At 61.2% G+C, this 20,732-nt stretch carries 19 protein-coding genes and 1 pseudogene; 12 read left to right on the forward strand and 8 right to left on the reverse strand.

Annotated features, from left to right (window positions below; all coding sequences use genetic code 11):
* Positions 1-41 precede the first annotated feature (41 nt).
* Positions 42-329 (forward strand): SelT/SelW/SelH family protein, encoded by a 288-nt coding sequence (locus ACWNZ1_RS00945; RefSeq protein WP_135844266.1) that lies wholly within the window; start codon positions 42-44, stop codon positions 327-329.
* On the opposite strand, the gene ACWNZ1_RS00950 is transcribed toward ACWNZ1_RS00945, so the two are convergent.
* On the reverse strand, positions 323-1,216 hold the full coding sequence (locus ACWNZ1_RS00950) for a DMT family transporter (RefSeq protein ID WP_135844267.1): 894 nt from the start codon (positions 1,214-1,216) through the stop codon (positions 323-325). The genes ACWNZ1_RS00945 and ACWNZ1_RS00950 overlap by 7 nt on opposite strands.
* A 92-nt stretch (positions 1,217-1,308) precedes the next feature.
* Positions 1,309-2,058, reverse strand: coding sequence for a helix-turn-helix transcriptional regulator (locus tag ACWNZ1_RS00955; RefSeq protein ID WP_256452361.1), 750 nt, complete (start codon positions 2,056-2,058; stop codon positions 1,309-1,311).
* 134 nt (positions 2,059-2,192) lie between these two features.
* Between ACWNZ1_RS00955 and ACWNZ1_RS00960 the strand changes: the two genes are divergently transcribed.
* A complete protein-coding gene (locus ACWNZ1_RS00960; protein ID WP_135844269.1) occupies positions 2,193-3,008 on the forward strand; it encodes a UDP-2,3-diacylglucosamine diphosphatase in 816 nt (271 codons plus the stop codon).
* 41 nt (positions 3,009-3,049) lie between these two features.
* Here ACWNZ1_RS00960 and ACWNZ1_RS00965 read toward each other — a convergent pair whose 3' ends face one another.
* Positions 3,050-3,637 (reverse strand): HD domain-containing protein, encoded by a 588-nt coding sequence (locus tag ACWNZ1_RS00965; RefSeq protein ID WP_135844270.1) that lies wholly within the window; start codon positions 3,635-3,637, stop codon positions 3,050-3,052.
* Positions 3,638-3,662: 25 nt separating this feature from the next.
* Positions 3,663-3,974, reverse strand: coding sequence for a DUF962 domain-containing protein (locus tag ACWNZ1_RS00970; RefSeq protein ID WP_135844271.1), 312 nt, complete (start codon positions 3,972-3,974; stop codon positions 3,663-3,665).
* 276 nt (positions 3,975-4,250) lie between these two features.
* Between ACWNZ1_RS00970 and ACWNZ1_RS00975 the strand changes: the two are divergent.
* Positions 4,251-5,301 (forward strand): annotated as a pseudogene (locus ACWNZ1_RS00975) (AraC family transcriptional regulator).
* Here ACWNZ1_RS00975 and ACWNZ1_RS00980 read toward each other — a convergent pair.
* Positions 5,258-6,712, reverse strand: coding sequence for a TrkH family potassium uptake protein (locus ACWNZ1_RS00980; RefSeq protein WP_135844272.1), 1,455 nt, complete (start codon positions 6,710-6,712; stop codon positions 5,258-5,260). The pseudogene ACWNZ1_RS00975 and the gene ACWNZ1_RS00980 sit on opposite strands and share 44 nt — an antisense overlap.
* Before the next feature lie 163 nt (positions 6,713-6,875).
* Between ACWNZ1_RS00980 and ACWNZ1_RS00985 the strand changes: the two genes are divergently transcribed.
* On the forward strand, positions 6,876-7,439 hold the full coding sequence (locus ACWNZ1_RS00985; RefSeq protein ID WP_135844273.1) for an NAD(P)H nitroreductase: 564 nt from the start codon (positions 6,876-6,878) through the stop codon (positions 7,437-7,439).
* 94 nt (positions 7,440-7,533) lie between these two features.
* On the opposite strand, the gene ACWNZ1_RS00990 is transcribed toward ACWNZ1_RS00985, so the two are convergent.
* The 3 genes from ACWNZ1_RS00990 to phhA form a co-directional block, all read right to left on the reverse strand.
* Complete coding sequence (locus tag ACWNZ1_RS00990; protein ID WP_135844274.1) at positions 7,534-8,727, reverse strand: amino acid aminotransferase; 1,194 nt, start codon at positions 8,725-8,727, stop codon at positions 7,534-7,536.
* Positions 8,727-9,083, reverse strand: coding sequence for a 4a-hydroxytetrahydrobiopterin dehydratase (locus tag ACWNZ1_RS00995; RefSeq protein ID WP_047737665.1), 357 nt, complete (start codon positions 9,081-9,083; stop codon positions 8,727-8,729). The genes ACWNZ1_RS00990 and ACWNZ1_RS00995 overlap by 1 nt, the downstream gene beginning before the upstream one ends.
* Before the next feature lie 99 nt (positions 9,084-9,182).
* Positions 9,183-9,968 (reverse strand): phenylalanine 4-monooxygenase, encoded by a 786-nt coding sequence (gene phhA / locus ACWNZ1_RS01000; RefSeq protein WP_135844275.1) that lies wholly within the window; start codon positions 9,966-9,968, stop codon positions 9,183-9,185.
* Between the two features lie 310 nt (positions 9,969-10,278).
* On the opposite strand from phhA, the gene ACWNZ1_RS01005 reads away from it, so the two are divergent.
* The 8 genes from ACWNZ1_RS01005 (at position 10,279) to ACWNZ1_RS01040 (ending at position 20,548) form a co-directional block, all read left to right on the forward strand.
* A complete protein-coding gene (locus tag ACWNZ1_RS01005) occupies positions 10,279-11,838 on the forward strand; it encodes a sigma-54-dependent transcriptional regulator (RefSeq protein ID WP_256452362.1) in 1,560 nt (519 codons plus the stop codon).
* A 332-nt stretch (positions 11,839-12,170) separates the two neighbouring features.
* Positions 12,171-12,908: a flagellar basal body rod protein FlgF gene (locus tag ACWNZ1_RS01010; protein WP_123342203.1), complete on the forward strand. Its 738-nt coding sequence runs from the start codon at positions 12,171-12,173 to the stop codon at positions 12,906-12,908.
* Positions 12,909-12,957: 49 nt separating this feature from the next.
* Positions 12,958-13,743, forward strand: coding sequence for a flagellar basal-body rod protein FlgG (gene flgG, locus ACWNZ1_RS01015; RefSeq protein ID WP_135844277.1), 786 nt, complete (start codon positions 12,958-12,960; stop codon positions 13,741-13,743).
* A gap of 52 nt (positions 13,744-13,795) precedes the next feature.
* Positions 13,796-14,491, forward strand: coding sequence for a flagellar basal body L-ring protein FlgH (flgH, locus tag ACWNZ1_RS01020; protein WP_135844278.1), 696 nt, complete (start codon positions 13,796-13,798; stop codon positions 14,489-14,491).
* A gap of 45 nt (positions 14,492-14,536) precedes the next feature.
* Positions 14,537-15,607 carry a flagellar basal body P-ring protein FlgI gene (locus tag ACWNZ1_RS01025; protein ID WP_178084299.1) on the forward strand — a complete coding sequence of 357 codons (1,071 nt, stop codon included), beginning with the start codon at positions 14,537-14,539 and terminating at the stop codon, positions 15,605-15,607.
* Positions 15,608-15,617: 10 nt separating this feature from the next.
* The gene (gene flgJ, locus ACWNZ1_RS01030) at positions 15,618-16,922 is read left to right on the forward strand and encodes a flagellar assembly peptidoglycan hydrolase FlgJ (RefSeq protein ID WP_135844280.1); all 1,305 of its coding nucleotides are present in this window, start codon (positions 15,618-15,620) and stop codon (positions 16,920-16,922) included.
* A gap of 10 nt (positions 16,923-16,932) precedes the next feature.
* Positions 16,933-18,948, forward strand: a complete 2,016-nt coding sequence (gene flgK / locus ACWNZ1_RS01035; protein WP_135844281.1) for a flagellar hook-associated protein FlgK — start codon at positions 16,933-16,935, stop codon at positions 18,946-18,948.
* A 13-nt stretch (positions 18,949-18,961) separates the two neighbouring features.
* A complete protein-coding gene (locus ACWNZ1_RS01040; protein WP_135844282.1) occupies positions 18,962-20,548 on the forward strand; it encodes a flagellar hook-associated protein 3 in 1,587 nt (528 codons plus the stop codon).
* Positions 20,549-20,732: the final 184 nt, after the last annotated feature.

Here is a 20,732-nt window from a genome sequence, read left to right on the forward strand (position 1 = left end):
GGTATTATAGCGACGCCTTCGAACCCAGGAGTCCACCTGCAATGACCGAACACAAACCGGAAATCGTCATCACCTACTGCACCCAGTGCCAATGGTTGCTGCGCGCCGCCTGGCTGGCCCAGGAACTGCTCAGCACCTTCAGTGATGACTTGGGCAAAGTGTCTTTGGTGCCGGGCACTGGCGGGGTATTCCACATCAGTTGCGACGGCACGCAGATCTGGGAGCGCAAGGCCGATGGCGGTTTTCCCGAGGCCAAGGTCCTCAAGCAGCGGGTCCGCGACCAGATCGACCCGCAGCGGGACCTGGGCCATAACGACCGGGTTCAGTGAGACGGGGCTTGGGCGCCCACCTTCGGTTTCTTTGAGCCACCGCCCAGTTGGCTCGACACGATGATCGCAACGATGATCACCACGCCGCCCAACAGCATGCGCAGCGTCGGGTTTTCATCGAACAGCAGCCAGGCCATGGCGATGCCGTAGACCGGCTCCATGGTGAACACCACTGCCGCGGTGCGCGCTTTGATCACCGCCAGGCTGGCGACGAACAGGCTGTGGGCCAGGCCGGTGCAGAACACGCCGAGCAAGCCGATCCACAACCAGTCGATGGGGCGAACGTCGCTCAATTGTGGCGCTGCCCACGGCAGCAGGCACAACCCGACCACCACGTTCTGGCACAGCGCGGCCTGCACGGGCGGCACGTGCGCCGAGCCGGCACGGTTGGTCAATGACAACAGGGAAAACAGCAGTCCCGAGGCCACGGCCCACAGCAGGCCAGTGGTGGCACCGCTGGCCAGGTCGAAGTCCGGCGTGACCAATACCAGGCCGATGCTCACCAGCACCACCAGGAGGATTTCATTGGCGCGGATCCGCTCGCGGAAGATCAGCCCTTCCAGCAGCACGGTGAAGGCCGGGAAGCTGGCAAAGCCCAACGTGGCGACCGCCACCCCAGCGACTTTTACCGCGATGAAGAAACTCACCCAGTGCCCGGCGAGCAACAGCCCGCCCAACAACAATCTGCGGCCGTCCTGCGCGCGAAGCCTCTGCCAGTGGGTGTTACTGGCGAACCGGGCAAAAAACGCCAGGGCCAGCACGGCAAAAAAGGCGCGACCGAACACGATGACCGTCGGCGAGGCAGCGGCGAGTTTGCCGAACACGCCGGTCAGGCCAAACATGAGTGCGCCAATGTGCAGGGCGCCGAGGGCGGTACGGGGAGTCATTGCGGTCCTTGTTCAACGGTTGCGGGTCAGGGTATTGAACCGGTTGCCGGCCGTTTTTGTCTGTCGCGATCCTAGCGATTTTTAGCGCGAAGCTAGCGCTGGCGCCGCAGCTTGCCGGGCGAGCTGCCGAATTCACGCAGCACCGCGGCGGCGAAGGCACTCTGGGAGCTGTAGCCGACCCGATGGGCGATTTCACCGATGGGCAGGTCCGAATCGCGCAGTAACGCCACGGCCTTGTGCAGGCGGCGGCTGCGGATGTAGTCCATCGGGGTTTGCCCACATTCGGCGACGAAGCGTGCGTGCAGGCGGGCGCTGGAGAGCCCGGCGACTTGCGCCAGGTCCGCCACTTGCAATGGATGGGCGGCATGCTGGTCGATGTGGGCATTCAGCGCAGCGTAGGGCAGGCGCCGGCCACCGAGGGTTTTCTGGCGAGTGCCGTTGAGGCTGGCCAGAAGCAGCACCGCACCTTGCTGGGCGATCAGTGGGTCTTCCACCGGACTGCCCGCCAGCCAACTGACCAACTGGCTTTGCCCCGCATCCAAAGGCCGGCGAGCGGTGTCGTCGAGCAATCGGCGGCTGGCTTCGGCATGATCCCCCAGGGATTGCCCGACCCATTCGTCGCTGGGCACATCCAGCACCAGGCAACGGCTGCCATGGGGGCTGCCGCAGGCGTGATGGGCACCGGCCGGCACCACCACGAAACTCTGTTGCACCACCTGGCTGCCGCGCCCTTCGACCTCGAAATCCAGCGCGCCGGACAACCCGAACACCAGTTGGGCGTGGTCATGGCTATGGACGATCAAGTCGTGGCTGTAATGGCGTAGCGTGAGGATCGGTCTCATCGCGGTCTCCCGTGTCAGGCCGCCAGCATACACCGAGGGCGTGACGCCTCGCGCTGTCATGTAACGGACTTGTGTTTGTCATGGGCCATTAACCGCGCAAGTGCACAGTGGCGAAAACGATCAGAGGGTTGCCCATGACCAGCGCCGAGCTCGCCAGACCCAGCCGCAAACAGCGTGTTCGCACCCTGTGGATTTCCGATGTGCACTTGGGCACCCGGGATTGCCAGGCCGAGCACTTGTCGCAGTTCCTCAAGGGCTATCACGCCGACAAGATCTACCTGGTAGGTGACATCATCGACGGCTGGAAGCTGCGTGGTGGCATGTATTGGCCCCAGGCCCACACCAACGTGATCCGCCGCTTGCTGACCATGAGCAAGCGTGGCACCGAGGTCATCTACGTCACCGGCAATCATGATGAATTCCTGCGACGTTATTCGAAGCTGATCCTGGGCAATATCCAGTTGGTGGACGAGGCCGTGCACGTGACCGCCGACGGTCGGCACCTGTTGGTGATCCACGGCGACCAGTTCGACGTCATCACCCGTTACCATCGTTGGCTGGCGTTCCTCGGCGATTCGGCCTACGAGTTCACCCTCACGCTGAACCGCTGGCTCAACCACTGGCGGGCCCGCTATGGCTACGGCTACTGGTCGCTGTCGGCGTACCTCAAGCACAAGGTCAAGACCGCTGTCAGCTTCATCAGCGATTTCGAAGAAGCCATCGCCCATGAATGTGTGAAGCGCGAGCTGCATGGCGTGGTGTGCGGGCATATTCACCATGCCGAGATGCGCATGGTGGGCGAGGTGGAGTACCTCAATTGCGGCGATTGGGTCGAGTCGTGCACCGCGTTGATCGAGCATTGGGATGGGTCGATCGAGTTGTATCGACTGGCGGATGCCCAGGCGCGGGAGGCGCAGTTGAAGGCACTGAAAGTCGCCGAACCTGCCTGAGGCCGTAGGCGCTGACGAGTGCAGGGAGAGTTTTGTGTTCGTCAGGTCGGTGTGTCAGCCATCGCCGCCTTGTAAATCGACTGCTTCGGCGCGGCAAATACCCTTTCCAGCATCGGCTCGAAGAAACTCAGCGGCAAAGTGTCGTACCCGGCATCGAAGGCGGCCGCGTCATACTTCGCACAAAAGTCGATGGTCGCCTGGTACTGCGGATGCTCGAAAAACTGCTCGCGCAGGTGCCGGTCCATGCCCAGGTGATGGAAGAAGTAATAGCCCTGGAAAATCCCATGCTTCTCCACCATCCACAGGTTTTCGGCGCTGACGAATGGCTTGAGGATCGCTGCGGCAATGTCCGGGTGGTTATACGAGCCCAGCGTATCGCCAATGTCGTGGAGCAGGGCGCAAATGACGTATTCCTCGTCCCGCCCGTCACGCCAGGCACGGGTGGCGGTTTGCAGGGAGTGGGTCAGGCGATCCACCGGGAACCCGCCGAAGTCGCCGTCCAGCAACTTCAGGTGTGCCAGGATCCGGCCCGGTAACTGCCGGGCGTAGGCGCTGAAGTCGGCCGCGATGACCGCCCAATCTTCTTGAGTGCCGTCCTGCATGTGGGTAAAGCGTGCGCGTGAGCTCATCGATCGTCCTTTGAGGGTATGGCGGCTAGAACGCGACCTTGCCCAGGATCATGTCGCGGTACATGACGAAGTCGCCGAGCAAACTGTAGAACGGATACTGGAAAGTGGCAGGGCGGTTCTTTTCAAAGAAGAAATGCCCGACCCAGGCAAAGCCATAGCCGGCCACAGGCAAGGTGATCAGCCACCACCCGCCACCGATGACGAGCGCCAGAGCGAAAATAAGAATGACCAAGGAGGTGCCGACGAAGTGCAGTCGGCGACAGGTGCTGTTGCTGTGTTCGCTGAGGTAATACGGGTAGAACTCGGCGAACGTATTGAATCGTTTGGTGTTTTCCAAGACTGCAGGCTCTTTGGTTATTGTTCTTTATTTGAGTTTAGAGGGATCACTTACAACGGCCAGTGACAATCAGCGCCACTCTAGTGTCCTGTCTTACAAATACTGCTCCTTTTGGACGGCATCTGTTGCCGTCATGCGCGGGCTATGACTCGTCGCGGCGCCTTGCCTGACGACATCAGCCGCTCGTCCAAAAAGGGGCATTATTTGTCAGACAGGACACTGTATCCTTCGCAAATCCAGCCGTACCCTGCGGCTCGTCATGCAAGTAAAAACGTCATGAACGAACGAACGACTTCTTCAAGCTGGGCGATGGGGATTGTCAAGGCGTTGGAAATGGATGGCCTGGATTGTCGGGTGCTGTTCAAGCAATTGGGGCTGGATTTTGATGCGCTGGACGATCCGGATGCGCGCTTCCCCCAGGATTCGATGACGCGGCTCTGGCAACGGGCGGTCGAGCTGTCGGGCAACCCGGCCATCGGCCTGAACATGGGCAAAGTGGTGCGCCCGGCGTCATTCCATGTGGTCGGTTACGCCTTGATGTCCAGCCGCACGCTGGTGGAGGGGTTCCAGCGGCTGGTGCGTTATCAACGGATCATTGCCGAAAGTGCTGACTTGAGTTTTCGCCTGCTGGAGGAGGGCTACGGGCTGATTCTGACGGTGCATGGCGACCATCTCCCGCCCACCCGGCAAAGCGCCGAGGCGTCCCTGGCTTGTGCGCTGGCCCTGTGCAGTTGGTTGACCGGACGCACCCTGCACCCGGTCAAAGTGCTGCTCCAGGGCGTCGAACCCGAAGACTTGGCACCTTATCAGCAAGCCTTCCACGCGCCGCTGATGTTCGGTGCGCCCTACGACGCGCTGATCTTTGAGCGGGCCGACATGGAAGCACCATTACCCACGGCCAACGAAGCCATGGCGTTGCTGCACGACCGGTTTGCTGGTGAGTACCTGGCGCGTTTTTCCGGAAGCCGCGTGACCCACAAGGCCCGGCAGGTACTGTGTCGGCTTCTGCCCCAGGGGGAGCCCAAGCGTGACGTGGTGGCGCAGACGCTGCACTTGTCCCAGCGCACTTTGCAGCGGCGTTTGCAGGAAGAGGGCACCAGTTTCCAGAGTCTGCTCGAAGACACCCGCCGCGAACTGGCCGAGCAGTACCTGGCTCAGCCGACCATGACCCTATTGGAAATTGCCTATCTGCTGGGGTTTGCCGACCCGAGCAATTTTTTCCGGGCCTTTCGCCGCTGGTTCGATACCACGCCCGGTGAATACCGGGCGCGGCTGGTAAAGGATCAGTGACGCCAGAACGCCGGGATACACAACACGAACACCGTGATGATCTCCAGCCGGCCCAGCAGCATGCCACCGGACAGAATCCACTTGGCCGCATCCGGCAGCGGCGCAAAGTTGCCGGCCGGGCCAATGGTCTCTCCCAACCCCGGGCCGACACCGGACACGGTACTGGCCGCGCCGGTCAGCGCTGTCATCCATTCCACGCCCAGTAACGACAGCAGCAGGGCGATCACGCAGATGGTGATGGCGAAGAAGAATGAAAACGTGAGGATCGAACGCACGATTTCTTCGTCGAGGCGGTGACCGTTGTACTTCTGCTTGATCACTGCCCGGGGATGGATCAGTTGATTAAGGTTGGCCCGCAGCAGGATGTAGGCGACCTGGAAGCGGAAGATCTTGATCCCGCCGGCCGTCGAGCCGGAGCAGCCGCCGACGAAGCCCAGGTAGAAGAACAGCATCAGGGAGAAGTTGCCCCATAGGCTGTAGTCCCCCAGAGCGAAACCGGTGGTGGTGACGATCGACGTCACGTTCAGCGCCACGTGCCGCAGGGCGTCCAGCCAATGCAGGTCGGTGGTCGCCCAATACCAGGTGCCGAGCACGACCCAGGTCACCAGCAGTACCCCGAGCAAACCCTGGACCTGCTGGTCCTTGATCAGCGCCCGGCGATTGCCTCGCAGCGTCGAGACGTACAGGGCAAACGGCAGGCTGCCGAGGATCATGATGACGATGGCGACCCAGTGCACCGCCGGCTGGGTCCATTTGGCCAGGGACAGGTCCGAGGTGGAGAAGCCGCCGGTGGAGATCGCCGACATCGAATGGTTGATGGCGTCGAACGGGCTCATCCCGGCCCACCACAGCGCCAAGGTACCGAGAATGGTGATGCCCACGTAGGACGCCACGATCAGTCGCGCCACCATGTGAGAGCGGGGCATGACTTTTTCCGAGCGGTCCGACGACTCGGTCTGGAACAGTCGCATGCCACCAATGCGCAGCAAGGGCAGGATCGCCACCGCCATGCCGATGAAGCCGATACCGCCGAGCCAGTGCAGCAGCGAGCGCCACATCAGGATGCCGGGGGACATGTTATCCAGGCCGCTCAGGACGGTGGCGCCGGTGGCTGTGATCCCCGACATGCTTTCAAAGAACGAGTCCGTGTAGCTGATGTGCTGGGTCAGCAGGAAAGGCAGTGCGGCGAAGATACACACCACCAGCCAACTGCTGACGGTCAGCAGGTACATGTCGCGCGGGCGCAGGTGCACGTGTTCCGGTCGTCCGGGAAGGACCAGGGCCAGGCCGGCGACGAAGGTGATCATGCTCGACCAGAGGAACGAGGGCAGGTCGCTGGTACGCTCGAAGACCAGCAAGGTGGCCATGGGCACGACCATGAAGATCGCCAGGGTGATCAGGAAGATGCCGATGATGAAACCAATGATCCGTAGGGTCGGCAACGCCATGAAGTCCGCTCGGGCTGAAAGGGAAGGGCGCCATTCTACCTGTGGCAAGGCGCATGTAAACCGACGCCCCTGTGGTGCCTGGCCTTGTGGCAGCGGAATTTGCGCTAACGAACTCGCCGTACAAGCCTCTAGAATAGCCAGACATTTTTTCAGGAGGTGGCCGATGCAGGCTCTCGACGCTTTGCTCAACCGTGTTTCCGTCCCGCGCCTGGTCGACCCGGCGCCCACGCCGGAACAGCGCGAGGTCATGTTCGCCGCTGCGATGCGGGCGCCGGACCACGGCCAGTTGCGGCCATGGCGTTTTCTGACGGTCGAAGGGCAAGCACGTCATCGCATGGGCGAGCTCCTGGCCGAAGCGGCGCGGCTCAATGACCCGCAGGCCCCCGAGGCCGTCGTGGAAAAGGCCCTCAATGGCCCGTTGCGCGCGCCCCTGGTCGTGGTGGTGATCGCCCGCTTGCAGGAACACTTCAAAATCCCTAAGTCCGAGCAACTGCTGGCGGCCGGCTGCGCGGCCCATGGAATCCTGCTGGCGGCTTATGCCCAGGGTGTTGGTGGGGTCTGGCGTACAGGGGAGTTGTCGTACTCACCCCATGTCGCCAAGGGACTTGGCCTTGAAGACGGGGAAGAGGTGATTGGTTTCCTTTACCTGGGCACACCGCAGAAAGAGGCGCGTACGGCGGCGAAGGTGGAGACGGCGGAGTTTGTCAGTGAGTGGAGCGGTCAATAAGCCCTTAGGGACTGCACTTCATTTCAGGTTGGCTTGATTCATCGTGGCGAGGGAGCTTGCTCCCTCGCCACAACATCAACAGCTGACGGCGCTGTTACTTGCACACGTCAGCAATTGCCTCAGCCAACAGATCCAAACGCGTGGCGTCGATGCCCGCCACGTTGGCCCGGCCCGTGCCGACCATGTAGACGCTGTGACGCTCGCGCAGGCTTTTGACCTGTTCCGGCGTCAGGCCGGTGTAGGAGAACATCCCGCGTTGCGCGCCGATATGCGCGAAACGCTCGCGCAAACCGTGGGGTTCGAGGGCTTCGAGCAGGCCGCTGCGTAACTGAGCGATGCGCAGGCGCATGGTCTGCACTTCGTCGGCCCAGAGGCTTTTGAGCTCCGGATTGCCCAGGATTGTCGCCACCACGGCCGCGCCGTGATCCGGCGGCGTCGACCACAGGTTACGGGCGATATTCGCCAGTTGACTGCGAATGTCCACCAGCTTCTCGGCATCCCGGGCGCAGACGATCAGCGCCCCGGTGCGGTCGCGGTACAGGCCGAAGTTCTTCGAGCAGGAACTGGTGATCAGTACTTCCGGCAACGCATCGGCAAACAGCCGCACCGCCCACGCATCCTGCTCCAGCCCATCACCAAAGCCCTGGTAAGCGAAGTCGATCAGCGGCAGCAGGTCGCGGCTGCGCATCACCTCCAGCACCTGGCGCCATTGCTCATGGGAGAGGTCGAAGCCGGTAGGGTTGTGGCAGCAGGCGTGCAGCAGCACCACGTCACCTTTTGGCGCCTGGTTCAGGGTTGCCAGCATCGCCTCGAAATCAAGGCGATTGTCAGCGCCCACATAGGGGTAATGACTGGCCTTGACGCCAGCGGTGGCGAAGATGGTTTCGTGGATCGGCCAGGTCGGGTTGCTCAGCCAGACGCCACGCCCCGGCAGGCATTGGGCGATGAAGTCGGCACTCAGGCGCAGGGCTCCGGTGCCGCCCGGGGTCTGGGTGGCGCCGGCGCGTCTTGCGGTGATCAGCGGCGAGTTGGCGCCCAGGACCAGTTCATTGATCAACTGGCCGAACGCGGCGTCACCGTGACCGCCGATGTAAGTCTTGGTGGTCTGGCGATCCACCAGCCGCTGTTCAGCCTGCTTCACGGACTGAAGAATCGGCGTCAGGCCCTGAGCGTCTTTGTAGACGCCCACGCCCAGGTCGAACTTGCTCGGATTGCTGTCCGCGCCGTAGGCCTCCATCAGGCCGAGGATCGGGTCGCCGGGCACCCGGCCGATGGCATCGAAATGCATTATTTGCGGCCCTCGGCGGTCTTGGCCACTTCGTCGGTGCGAGCGGCCATGATGAAGTCGTTGCGGTGCAGGCCCTTGATGGAGTGGCTCCACCAGGTCACGGTGACTTTACCCCACTCGGTGAGCAGGCCAGGGTGGTGACCTTCGGCCTCGGAGATTTCACCAACGGCGTTGGTGAACGCCAGGGCGTGCTTGAAGTTCTTGAACAGGAAAACCTTTTCCAGCTGCATCACGCTGTCGCGCACTTCGATGTTCCAGTCCGGGATCTGCTTGATCAATACCGGCAGTTCTTCGTCGCTGACTTGTGGGGCGTCGGCGCGGCAGGCTTCGCAATGGGCTTGGTTCAGAGTGTTCATAGTGTGTTCCTGGATCGAATATTTGAAAAACGTCGATGCACCCACGCTAAAGCAAAGCTGCGCTGTGCAACAGACTCAATTGAGATCAAAAGAGGCGGTTCACGCCGCTTTGGGTGGGAATTTCGGTGCGTGCAATCCCAGTTCCCGGCCGCGCTTGACCATGCCCATGATGTCTTCGTGGGCCAGGTCGAATAGGCGCTTGAGCTCAGGCAGCACGAAATACACCGGCTGCAGGATGTCGATGCGGTATGGCGTGCGCATCGCTTCCAACGGATCGAAGGCTTGATGCTCCGGTTCGTCCGACAGGCAATAAACGGTTTCCCTAGGCGAAGACAGGATCCCGCCACCGTAGATGCGCCGGCCTTGCGGCGTTTGCACCAGGCCGAACTCGATGGTCATCCAGTACAGGCGGGCCAGGTAGACGCGTTCTTCCTTGGAGGCCTGTAGGCCGAGCTTGCCGTAGGTGTGGGTGAATTCGGCAAACCAGGGGTTGGTCAGCAGCGGACAGTGGCCGAATATCTCGTGGAAAATGTCCGGCTCTTGCAGGTAGTCCAGCTCTTCACGGGTACGAATAAACGTCGCCACCGGAAACTGCTTGCTGGCGAGCAATTCGAAGAAGGTCTGGAAGGGGATCAGCGCCGGCACCCGAGCGACTTGCCAGCCCGTGGTTTCACCCAGCACCTTGTTGATTTCGCCCAATTGCGGAATGCGATCGTGGGGCAGGCCAAGCTTCTCGATGCCGTCCAGGTATTCCTGGCACGCACGGCCCTCGATGACTTTCAGCTGGCGGGTGATCAGCGTGTTCCACACCGCATGTTCTTCGGCGGGGTAGTGGATAAAACCTTGCGCATCGGGCTCGCGGGCCACGTACTGCGTCTGCTTCATGCTGCTCTCCTGCTGATTTCCCTCAGGGGGAAGGCGTGTTTGTTGTTATGTCCAGCGATGCATTAGAGATAACTCGAAGCAGGGGCGTGTGCAGCGGGTAGGCGAGGGCGCGTATCGCGAAAAGGGGGTGATTTCGTAAAGTTTTCGTTACGTATTCAGCGATACTTCGGTGCTGTCGGGATTTTTGGCTGGGAAATGGCCTACAGCTGTAACATAATCTTGACGTTTATTTGCGTCGGCACGCAGAAAAAACCTTGTGGTGAGGGATCAAGTCCCTCAGCGCGAATTTCCATCCACATCGGGCCTTTTTATGCGCATCAAAGTCCATTGCCAGAATCGCATCGGCATCCTGCGGGACATTCTCAACCTGTTGGTGGAGTACGGGATCAACGTCGCCCGAGGGGAAGTTGGTGGCGAGCACGGCAATGCGATTTATCTGCACTGCCCGAACCTGATCAACATCCAGTTCCAGGCGCTGCGGCCGAAATTCGAAGGCATCGCCGGGGTATTTGGCGTCAAGCGCGTAGGGCTGATGCCCAGCGAGCGTCGGCATATGGAGCTCAATGCGTTGCTCGGCGCCTTGGAGTTTCCGGTGCTGTCTATCGACATGGGTGGCTCTATCGTCGCGGCCAACCGGGCGGCGGCACAATTGCTCGGGGTGCGGGTGGACGAGGTGCCGGGGATTCCGTTGTCCCGGTACGCCGAAGATTTCGATTTGCCGGAACTGGTGCGTGCCAACCAGTCGCGGATCAACGGGCTGCGGGTCAAGGTCAAGGGCGATGTGTTTCTGGCCGACATCGCCCCGTTGCAATCGGAGCACGACGACAGCGAGGCCATGGCCGGCGCCGTACTGACGCTGCACCGGGCCGACCGGGTCGGCGAGCGTATCTATAACGTGCGCAAGCAGGAACTGCGTGGCTTCGACAGTATTTTCCAGAGCTCCAAAGTGATGGCGGCGGTGGTTCGTGAGGCCCGGCGCATGGCGCCACTGGACGCTCCGTTATTGATAGAAGGTGAAACCGGCACCGGCAAGGAATTGCTGGCCCGCGCCTGTCACCTGGCCAGCCCGCGCGGGCAATCACCGTTGATGGCGCTCAACTGCGCCGGCTTGCCGGAGTCCATGGCCGAGACTGAGCTGTTCGGCTACGGGCCGGGAGCCTTTGAAGGTGCCCGGGCCGAAGGCAAGCTCGGCTTGCTTGAGCTGACCGCGGGAGGGACGCTGTTTCTCGATGGGGTAGGGGAAATGAGTCCGCGCCTGCAAGTGAAATTGCTGCGCTTTCTGCAGGATGGTTGCTTCCGTCGCGTAGGCAGCGATGAAGAGGTGTACCTGGATGTCAGGGTGATCTGCGCGACCCAGGTCGACTTGTCCGAACTCTGCGCCCGGGGTGAATTCCGCCAGGATTTGTACCACCGCCTGAATGTCCTTTCCCTGCACATCCCGCCGCTGCGCGAATGCCTCGATGGCCTGGCGCCGTTGGTGGAGCATTTTCTTGACCAGGCCAGTCGCCAGATTGGCTGTCCGTTGCCGAAGCTGGCCGCAGCGGCGATGGAGCGTCTGAGTCACTATCATTGGCCGGGGAACGTCCGGCAGTTGGAAAACGTGCTGTTCCAGGCCGTTTCCCTGTGCGACGGCGGCACGGTGAAGGCCGAGCACATCCGCTTGCCGGACTACGGCGTGCGCCAGCCCCTTGGTGATTTCTCCCTCGAGGGTGGGTTGGATGAGATCGTCGGGCGTTTCGAGAAAGCTGTGCTGGAGCGGCTTTACTCCGAGCACCCCAGCAGTCGGCAATTGGGCAAGCGGTTGGGGGTTTCCCATACCACCATTGCCAATAAGTTGCGCGAGTATGAGGTCGGTAAAACCGAGTCATAGCTATTTATCGATTGTGTTTTTGCTGGCCTCATCGCGAGCAAGCTTGCACAAGGTGATCGATTGCTCACAAATCATGGGAGCACTGGAGATCCAATGTGGGAGCGAGCCTGCTCGCGATGACGACAGTGGCCGTTGCCAAGGTCAAGCGTTGCCGTAAGCGGCACAACACCGCCGGTTTTTCGTCTTCGACACATTTCAAAAATCCCTTCCCCAACCCTCCAACCCTTTGTTTGCCGGCGCGCGGGGCGCCAGAAAAAAGTTGGTCTGCAAATTGCTTATGGCTCAGCAGTACAGCAGTGGGCGGCAAACGTCCGGCATGCAGAGGAACGACAGTGGACAAGTACCTTTATGTGGCAATGACCGGCGCCAGCCAGAACGCACTGGCGCAACGGGCCCATGCCAACAACCTGGCGAACATCTCCACCAATGGTTTTCAGAAAGACCTGGAGCAGGCCCGCTCGATGCCGGTGTTTGGCGACAGCTTTCCGGCGCGGGCATTTGCCATGTCCGAGCGTCCTGCCACTGACTTCACCCCGGGTGCGCTGGTGGAAACCGGTCGTGACCTCGACGTCGCGGTCAGCGGGCCGGGCTGGATGGCCGTGCAGAACCCCGATGGCGGCGAAAGCTACGTGCGCACCGGCAGCCTCAACGTTGACGCCCTGGGCGTGCTGCGGGCCGGCAACGGCATGCCGGTGATGGGCAACGGTGGTCCGATCGCCGTGCCGCCGGAGCAGAAAATCGAAATCGGCCAGGACGGCACCATCAGCATCCGCGCCATGGGCGAAGGTCCGCGTGTGATGGCCGAAGTCGACCGCATCAAGCTGGTCAACCCGGACCTCAAGAACATGACCAAGGGCCTGGACGGTTCGATCCGGACCAAGGACGGCCAGCCGGCGCCCATCGATGGCAACGTGCAGTTGGTGTCCGGGTTCCAGGAAGCGAGCAACGTCAATGCCGTGGATGAGATGACTTCGGTGCTGGCTTTGGCCAAGCAGTTCGAGCTTCACGTCAAGATGATGAACACCGCCAAAGAAGGCGACGAGGCCATGGCCCGGGTCTTGCAGATCTAACCATTAATTACAGCGTCGCGCCGAAAAACAGGCGTACGAGGAGAATCGAATGCTTCCGGCTCTATGGGTTGCCAAAACAGGTTTGTCCGCCCAGGACACCAACCTGACGACCATTTCCAACAACCTGGCGAACGTTTCGACCACGGGCTTCAAACGTGATCGCGCTGAGTTCCAGGACCTGCTGTACCAGGTCAAACGCCAGCCAGGCGCCCAGTCGACCCAGGACAGCGAACTGCCGTCGGGCCTGCAAGTGGGTACCGGTGTGCGTATTGTCGGCACCCAGAAGAACTTCACCGCCGGCAGCCTGCAGACCACCGAGCAGCCGCTGGACATGGCCATCGACGGTCGCGGTTTCTTCCAGATCCTGCAGCCGGACGGCACCACGTCCTACACCCGTGACGGTACGTTCCATCTCGACTCCAACGGCCAGATCGTCAACGCCAGCGGTTTCGCCCTGGAGCCGGCCATCGTCATCCCGAACGATGCGCAGACATTCACCGTGGGCCGTGACGGCACCGTGTCCATCACAGTGGCGGGCAACCCGGCCTCCCAAGTGATCGGCAACCTGCAGACCGCCGACTTCATCAACCCGGCCGGCTTGCAAGCGGTGGGCAACAACCTGTTCCTGGAAACTGCCGCCAGTGGCGCGCCGCAAGTTGGCACGCCGGGCCTGAACGGTTTTGGTACCACGCTGCAGAACACCCTGGAAACGTCCAACGTGAGCACCGTGGAGGAGATGGTCAACATGATCACCACCCAGCGCGCTTACGAGATGAACTCCAAGGTGATCTCCACCGCCGACCAGATGCTCTCGTTCGTTACGCAGAATCTGTAATCACGTCTATAGAGGCGGCCCGGGGTCGCCTGCAACACCAAGAGGTAGGGTCATGAATCGCTTTGTATCTGTTCTGGCACTGAGTGGGATCACCGCGCTCGCGGGCTGTGTCGGGCCAACGCCCAAGCCCAATGACCCGTACTACGCTCCGGTGTTGCCGCGCACGCCGCTGCCGGCCGCCGCCAACAATGGTTCGATCTACCAGGCCGGTTTCGAGCAGAACCTGTACAGCGACCGCAAGGCGTTCCGGGTCGGTGACATCATCACCATCACCCTGAACGAGCGGACCCAGGCCAGCAAGAATGCCAACTCGCAGATCGACAAGACCAGCGACACCAGCGTTGGCCTGACGTCGTTGTTCGGCTCCAGCCTGACCACCAACAACCCGATCGGCAGTAATGACCTGAGCCTCAGCGCCGGTTACAGCGCCGACCGGGCCACCAAGGGCGATAGTCAGTCAGGCCAGAGCAACAGCCTGACCGGTTCGATCACCGTGACCGTCGCCGACGTGTTGCCCAACGGCATCATTGCCGTGCGGGGCGAGAAGTGGCTGACCCTCAATACCGGCGACGAACTGGTGCGCATCGCCGGCATGGTCCGGGCCGATGACATCTCCACCGACAACACTGTTCCGTCAACCCGTGTGGCCGATGCTCGCATCACTTACTCGGGTACCGGTGCCTTCGCCGATGCGAGTCAGCCGGGCTGGTTCGACCGTTTCTTCCTCAGCCCGAAGTTCCCTTTCTAGGTGGCCCAGTTGAATCTTAAACAGCTGTTGATCGGTGCCCTGGTGATGTCGGCAGCCTTTAGCGCTCAAGCCGAGCGTCTGAAGGACATCGCCAGCATTTCCGGCGTGCGTTCCAACCAGTTGATCGGCTACGGTCTGGTCGTGGGCCTGAACGGCACCGGTGACCAGACCACCCAGACCCCGTTCACCCTGCAGACCTTCAACAACATGTTGTCGCAGTTCGGCATCAAGGTGCCGGCAGGTTCGGGCAACGTACAGTTGAAGAACGTCGCAGCGGTGTCGATCAGTGCCGATCTGCCGGCGTTCGCCAAGCCTGGCCAACAGGTGGATATCACCGTTTCGTCCATCGGTAACTCCAAGAGTCTGCGCGGTGGCACCCTGCTGCTGACGCCGCTCAAGGGGATCGACGGCAACGTGTACGCCATCGCCCAGGGTAACCTGGTGGTGGGTGGTTTCGATGCTGAGGGGCGCGACGGCTCGAAGATCACCGTCAACGTTCCGTCGGCTGGTCGCATCCCTGGCGGTGCGTCGGTGGAGCGTGCGGTGCCGAGCGGTTTCAACCAGGGCAACAGCTTGACCCTGAACCTCAACCGCTCCGATTTCACCACGGCCAAGCGCATCGTCGACAAGATCAACGACATGCTCGGCCCAGGCGTGGCCCAGGCCATCGACGGCGGCTCGATTCGTGTCACCGCGCCCCTGGATCCGAGTCAGCGGGTCGACTATCTGTCGATCCTGGAGAACCTCGAAGTCGATCCGGGCCAGGCCGTGGCCAAAGTCATCATCAACTCGCGCACCGGCACCATCGTGATCGGCCAGAACGTCAAGGTTTCTCCAGCCGCCGTGACCCACGGCAGCCTGACCGTGACCATCACCGAAGACCCGATCGTCAGCCAGCCAGGTCCGTTGTCCAACGGCCAGACCGCCGTGGTCCCCCGTTCGCGGGTCAATGCCGAGCAAGAAGCCAAGCCGATGTTCAAGTTCGGCCCGGGCACTACCTTGGATGAAATCGTCCGTGCGGTGAACCAGGTCGGCGCGGCGCCGGGCGACTTGATGGCGATCCTCGAAGCCTTGAAGCAGGCCGGCGCGTTGCAAGCCGACCTGATCGTGATTTGAGGACTGGGCCATGGATATGCGCAAGGGCGCTTTGATCAGCGGGGACTCGGGGTCCTACTCGGACCTCAATCGCCTGAACCAGCTCAAGGTCGGCGACAAGAACAGCGACGGCAACCTGCGCAAAGTGGCACAGGAATTCGAGTCGCTGTTTATCGGTGAGATGCTCAAGTCCATGCGTGCGGCCACCGAGTCGATGGGCAAGGATAATCCGCTCAATACCGCTGAAGCCAAGCAGTACCAGGAAATGTACGACCAGCAGTTGGCCGTTTCGATGTCCCGCGAGGGCGGTGGTATCGGCCTGGCCGATGTGCTGCTGCGTCAGATGTCCAAGAACAAACCGCTGGCGCCAGGCGAGGCGGCAGGCTTGTCGGCTGCCAAGCAACAAGAGGCGCAGGACAAGGTCGCCAAGGCGGCGGTGCCCACGCCAGTGGCGGCCGGCACGCTGCCCGACGGACCTCTTTCGCGCTCCAACGGCCAGCGTCCGTTGTGGGCTTCCCGAGCCGTGAACGCGCCGCAAGGGGCGGGCGAGGGGACTCACCGCAACGACATGGAGTTGATCAACCAGCGCCGCCTGGCCTTGCCACCGAAACTGGCGGACCGCCTGCTCGCCGGCCTGGTGCCTTCGGCCGCGACCAGTGCCGATGTGCCTGCGCAGAACGTCTTGCCGGATCGCGTCATCACCGCCGCCAAGCCTGCCACCGGCGAACTGGCCAACGGCGACTGGCTGGCCGCGCTCAAGGCCTCCGAGCCGAGCGGCGGGATGCAGGTTTATGGTCGTTCCGTGGCACAACCGCCCCTGGCACCGGCGCGCAAAGCCTTCCGCGATGCCGACGAATTCGTCAATGCCATGTTGCCGATGGCCAAGGAAGCGGCGGACCGCATTGGGGTCGACCCACGTTACCTGGTGGCCCAGGCCGCCCTGGAAACCGGTTGGGGCAAATCGGTCATGCGTCAACCCGATGGCAGCAGCAGCCACAACCTGTTCGGCATCAAGGCCAGCCAGAACTGGAAGGGCGATTCGGCCCGGGCGATCACCAGCGAATTCCGCAATGGCGAGATGGTCAAGGAGACGGCCGAGTTCCGTTCATACGCCTCGTATCGCGACAGTTTCCATGATCTGGTCAATCTGCTGCAAAGCAACAGTCGCTATCAAGATGTGCTGAAGTCGGCCGATAAACCCGAACAGTTTGTGCGCGAGTTGCAAAAGGCCGGTTACGCCACCGACCCGAACTACGCCAGTAAGATTTCGAACATAGCCCGGCAGATGACGAGTTACCAAAACTACGCTTCGGCTGGCGCCACCACGACTTTATAAGGTCTGAACCATGAGTTTGCTCAATATCGGGATGTCGGGGCTGTCTGCAAGCCAGTCCTCGTTGATGACCACCGGTAACAACATTGCCAACGTCGATACCGCCGGTTATTCGCGTCAGCAGACCGTGCAGACTACCAAGGCATCCAATCAATACGGCAATGTGTTCATCGGCACCGGCACGACCCTGGCCGATGTGCGGCGGGTGTACAGCTCGTACCTCGATGCACAGCTGCGCACCTCCACGTCGCTGGACAATGACGCGCAGATTTACCTGGGACAGGCCTCGCAGGTGGACAAACTGCTGTCCGACAGCGGCACCGGCGTTACCAAGACGCTGCAGTCATTTTTTGCGTCTTTGCAGACGTTGGCGGGCAACTCCAACGACGCCGCTGCGCGTCAAGCGTTGTTGACCAATGCCCAGGGATTGAGTGGCCGCTTCAATGCCATCTCCCAGCAGCTGACTCAGCAAGGCTCATACATCAACGACCAGTTGGGTTCGATGGCCGAACAGGTCAATAAACTGGCCACGACTGTTGCGGCGTACAACCAGAAAATCAGCGAGGCCACAGGTTCGGGCACGGGTGGCATGCCCAACGATTTGCTGGACCAGCGCAACGAGGCTGTTCGCCAGCTGTCTGCGCTGGTGGGCACGCAGGTCACCGAAACCGACGGCAGGATGGATATCTACCTGGGCAGCGGCCAGCCGCTGGTCATCGGCAATACCGCCAATACGTTGCAGGTATCGACTGACAAGAATGACCCTACTCGTTCCTCGCTGATCATGGTGCGTGGCAGTTCGACGATCGATATCACGTCCGTGACCAGCGGCGGCCAGATAGGTGGCCTGTTGCGTTACCGCGAGGAGGTGTTGACACCGGCGATCAACAGCCTGGGTCGCATCGCCATGGTAGTGACCGATCAGATCAACAAACAGTTGGGTCAAGGCCTGGACCAGAACGGTAATTTTGGCGCGTCGTTGTTCAACGACATTAACAGTGCCGCCGCTATCAGCCAGCGCAGCATTGCCAATGGCAACAACAACCCTGCGTCCGGCAATCTGAACGTCACCATCAGCGACACCAGTAAGCTGGCGGCCAGCGATTACCAGGTCACCTTCACCAGCGCCACGGGCTACAGTGTGCGTCGCTTGTCGGATAACACCGACATGGGGGCTTTCACTCTGGGCGCAGCGCCAGCGCCGGTCATTGACGGTTTCAGCCTGAGCCTCAATGCGGGCCCGGTGAACGCCGGCGACACCTTCAAGATTACCCCGACCCGCAGTTCCGCCGCGGACATGAACGTCGTCATGACCGACGCCAAGACCTTGGCCACGGCTGCTCCACTGACGTCCACCAAGGCCTCGGGCAATGACGGCACCGGCGCAGTCAGCCAGCCGACCCTGAGCACCGTCCTGGATATCTACGATCCGGTCCAGCGCCTGGAAGTGCAGACGGCGGTCAAGAATTCGATGCCGGTTCGCCTGCTCATGACCAGCGCCACCGCCTATGAAGCATTCGATGCCAAGGGCAACAGCATCGGCACCGGCACTATCGTGCCTGGGCAGAGCAACGACCTGAGCATTGCGGTGCCTTATCTCGATGGCGGAGGCGTTGCCAAGACATTCAACGTGGCAATGACCCTCAGCGGCAGCCCCGCTGTGGATGACAGCTTCAATATTTCCATGACGGTGGCCAGCAGTACCGACAACCGCAACGCCCAGGCATTGCTCGGTCTGCAAACCAAGGCCACGGTCGGCGCCAATGCCACCAGCCCGGGTGTGAGTTTCACCGATGCCTATGGTGGCCTGGTTTCGTCGGTTGGGTCCCAGGCCAAGCAAGGCCAGTTGGATGCCACCGCTACCGGTACCATCCTGACCCAGGCACGCAACTCTCGTGACTCGCTGTCGGGCGTCGACCTCGATGAGGAGACCGGCAACCTGGTCAAGTACCAGCAGTACTATTCGGCTTCCTCGCAGATCATCAAGGCTGCGCAGGAAACGTTCAACACACTGATCAACGCCCTTTAAGGAGCCGTAGAACATGCGTATTTCTACTGCACAGTACTATGCGACGACGGCTGCCAACTATCAGCGTAACTTCAACAACCTGGTCAAGACCTCCGAGCAGGCCAGCAGCGGCGTGAAGCTGGAGACGGCAGCGGATGATCCGGTCGGTGCGGCGCGCCTGTTGCAACTCGATCAGCAAAAAGCCATGCTGGGCCAGTACACCAGCAACATCAGTGCACTCAATACCGCTCAAGCTCAGGAAGAAGCCGTCCTGGACAGCATCAACAATGTGCTGCAGAAAGTCAGCGAGCTGACGGTGCGTGCCGGTGGCGGTTCGTTGAACGACGACGACCGAAAGTCCATTGCCGCCGAGCTCGGTGCATCCGAAGATCAATTGCTGAGCCTGATGAACAGCAAGGATGCCAATGGCAAATTCATTTTCTCGGGTGCCAGCAACAACACTGAGCCCTTTGTGCGCAACAGCGACGGTACCTACAGCTACCAGGGTGACCAGACTCAGTTGCAATTGAAGATCGGTGACTCGATGTCGCTGGGGCTCAATGATACCGGCTGGGAGGTGTTCGAGCAGGCGATCAACGCCAGTCGCAGTTCGACGACGATGACCGCACCGGCAGTCGATGACGGACGCGTGGCGCTGTCGGAAGGCCTGGTGACCTCCGGTCCGAGTTTCGATGCCAATTTCCGCGGCGGCCAGCCCTACACCCTGTCGTTCAGCAGCAGCACCCAATTCGTGATCACCGATGCCTTGGGCAACGACGTGACTGCCGAGGCCAGTCAGGGCGGAGTGTTTGATCCGAAGAAGGAGGGTGGCTCCGATATCGACTTCCGCGGTGTGACTTTTAAACTGGACATCACTTTCCAGGCGGGTGACAACCCAGCCGACGCTGCCAGTGCTGATGCGGTGATCGCCGGTCACAGTTTCCAGCTGGCGGCCAAGCCAGACAGCTTCATCGCCAATCGTGCCCCAGGCAATGGGTCGACAGCGGTGCTCAGTCAGGCCTCGGTGACCAACGCCGCGGACTATAAGAGCTTTTTCCCTGAGGGCGGGGCCGTCCTGAAGTTCACCAGCCCGACAACGTTCGACCTGTACGCCCGTCCATTGACCAACACCAGCACACCGGTCACCTCCGGTACTGTGGCGGCGGGTGTGGCGACGGCGGCGGGTGTCAGCTTTACCCTCGGTGGGGGAGCACCCGCTGCGGGAGATCAGTTTGATATAGCGGTCAATACCCATCAGACCCAGAACGTGCTCGACACCATCAGCCAGTTGCGTCAGGCGCTTGAAACGCCAACCCAGGGTAACCCCACCGCACAGCGCTTTCTGGAGGACACCATTGCATCGTCCCTCGCCAACCTGGGCAATGCCAAGAACCAGGTCGACCTGGCTCGTGGCGCCATTGGTGCCCGGGGTAATGTGATGGATATGCAAAGCGACCAGAACCAAAGCACCAGCCTGATCAACGACTCGACCCAGAACGGGATCAAGAACACCGATCCGGCTGAAGTACTGACCCGCCTGACCTTGCAGCAGACTATGTTGCAAGCGGCGCAACTGGCGTTCTCGAAGATTTCCCAGTTGGGCCTGTTCAACAAGCTTTGAGTCGGTCTTGACCGCTCGCGGCCAGCCCCTGTTACAGGGGGCTGGCTTTTTTTTTTGGGGTTTTTTTTGAGGTAGGGCAAAGCGGGGCGGGTATTATCAGAGCCACAAAATCAAATAAAGCACCGATCCCTGAGTGACCCGTCAGTCAAAACGCGCATCTTCACTGTATCCTGTCTGCGGGCGG

It is taken from the genome of Pseudomonas sp. CFBP 5748 (genome assembly GCF_053850495.1).

Bases quoted from the DNA above. Each gene is read 5' to 3' on its own strand.
- ACWNZ1_RS00945 (WP_135844266.1), top strand. From the start codon at position 42: ATGACCGAACACAAACCGGAAATCGTCATCACCTACTGCACCCAGTGC.
- ACWNZ1_RS00950 (WP_135844267.1), bottom strand. From the start codon at position 1,216: ATGACTCCCCGTACCGCCCTCGGCGCCCTGCACATTGGCGCACTCATG.
- ACWNZ1_RS00955 (WP_256452361.1), bottom strand. From the start codon at position 2,058: ATGAGACCGATCCTCACGCTACGCCATTACAGCCACGACTTGATCGTC.
- ACWNZ1_RS00960 (WP_135844269.1), top strand. From the start codon at position 2,193: ATGACCAGCGCCGAGCTCGCCAGACCCAGCCGCAAACAGCGTGTTCGC.
- ACWNZ1_RS00965 (WP_135844270.1), bottom strand. From the start codon at position 3,637: ATGAGCTCACGCGCACGCTTTACCCACATGCAGGACGGCACTCAAGAA.
- ACWNZ1_RS00980 (WP_135844272.1), bottom strand. From the start codon at position 6,712: ATGGCGTTGCCGACCCTACGGATCATTGGTTTCATCATCGGCATCTTC.
- ACWNZ1_RS00985 (WP_135844273.1), top strand. From the start codon at position 6,876: ATGCAGGCTCTCGACGCTTTGCTCAACCGTGTTTCCGTCCCGCGCCTG.
- ACWNZ1_RS00990 (WP_135844274.1), bottom strand. From the start codon at position 8,727: ATGCATTTCGATGCCATCGGCCGGGTGCCCGGCGACCCGATCCTCGGC.
- ACWNZ1_RS00995 (WP_047737665.1), bottom strand. From the start codon at position 9,083: ATGAACACTCTGAACCAAGCCCATTGCGAAGCCTGCCGCGCCGACGCC.
- phhA (WP_135844275.1), bottom strand. From the start codon at position 9,968: ATGAAGCAGACGCAGTACGTGGCCCGCGAGCCCGATGCGCAAGGTTTT.
- ACWNZ1_RS01005 (WP_256452362.1), top strand. From the start codon at position 10,279: ATGCGCATCAAAGTCCATTGCCAGAATCGCATCGGCATCCTGCGGGAC.
- flgG (WP_135844277.1), top strand. From the start codon at position 12,958: ATGCTTCCGGCTCTATGGGTTGCCAAAACAGGTTTGTCCGCCCAGGAC.
- flgH (WP_135844278.1), top strand. From the start codon at position 13,796: ATGAATCGCTTTGTATCTGTTCTGGCACTGAGTGGGATCACCGCGCTC.
- ACWNZ1_RS01025 (WP_178084299.1), top strand. From the start codon at position 14,537: ATGTCGGCAGCCTTTAGCGCTCAAGCCGAGCGTCTGAAGGACATCGCC.
- flgJ (WP_135844280.1), top strand. From the start codon at position 15,618: ATGGATATGCGCAAGGGCGCTTTGATCAGCGGGGACTCGGGGTCCTAC.
- flgK (WP_135844281.1), top strand. From the start codon at position 16,933: ATGAGTTTGCTCAATATCGGGATGTCGGGGCTGTCTGCAAGCCAGTCC.
- ACWNZ1_RS01040 (WP_135844282.1), top strand. From the start codon at position 18,962: ATGCGTATTTCTACTGCACAGTACTATGCGACGACGGCTGCCAACTAT.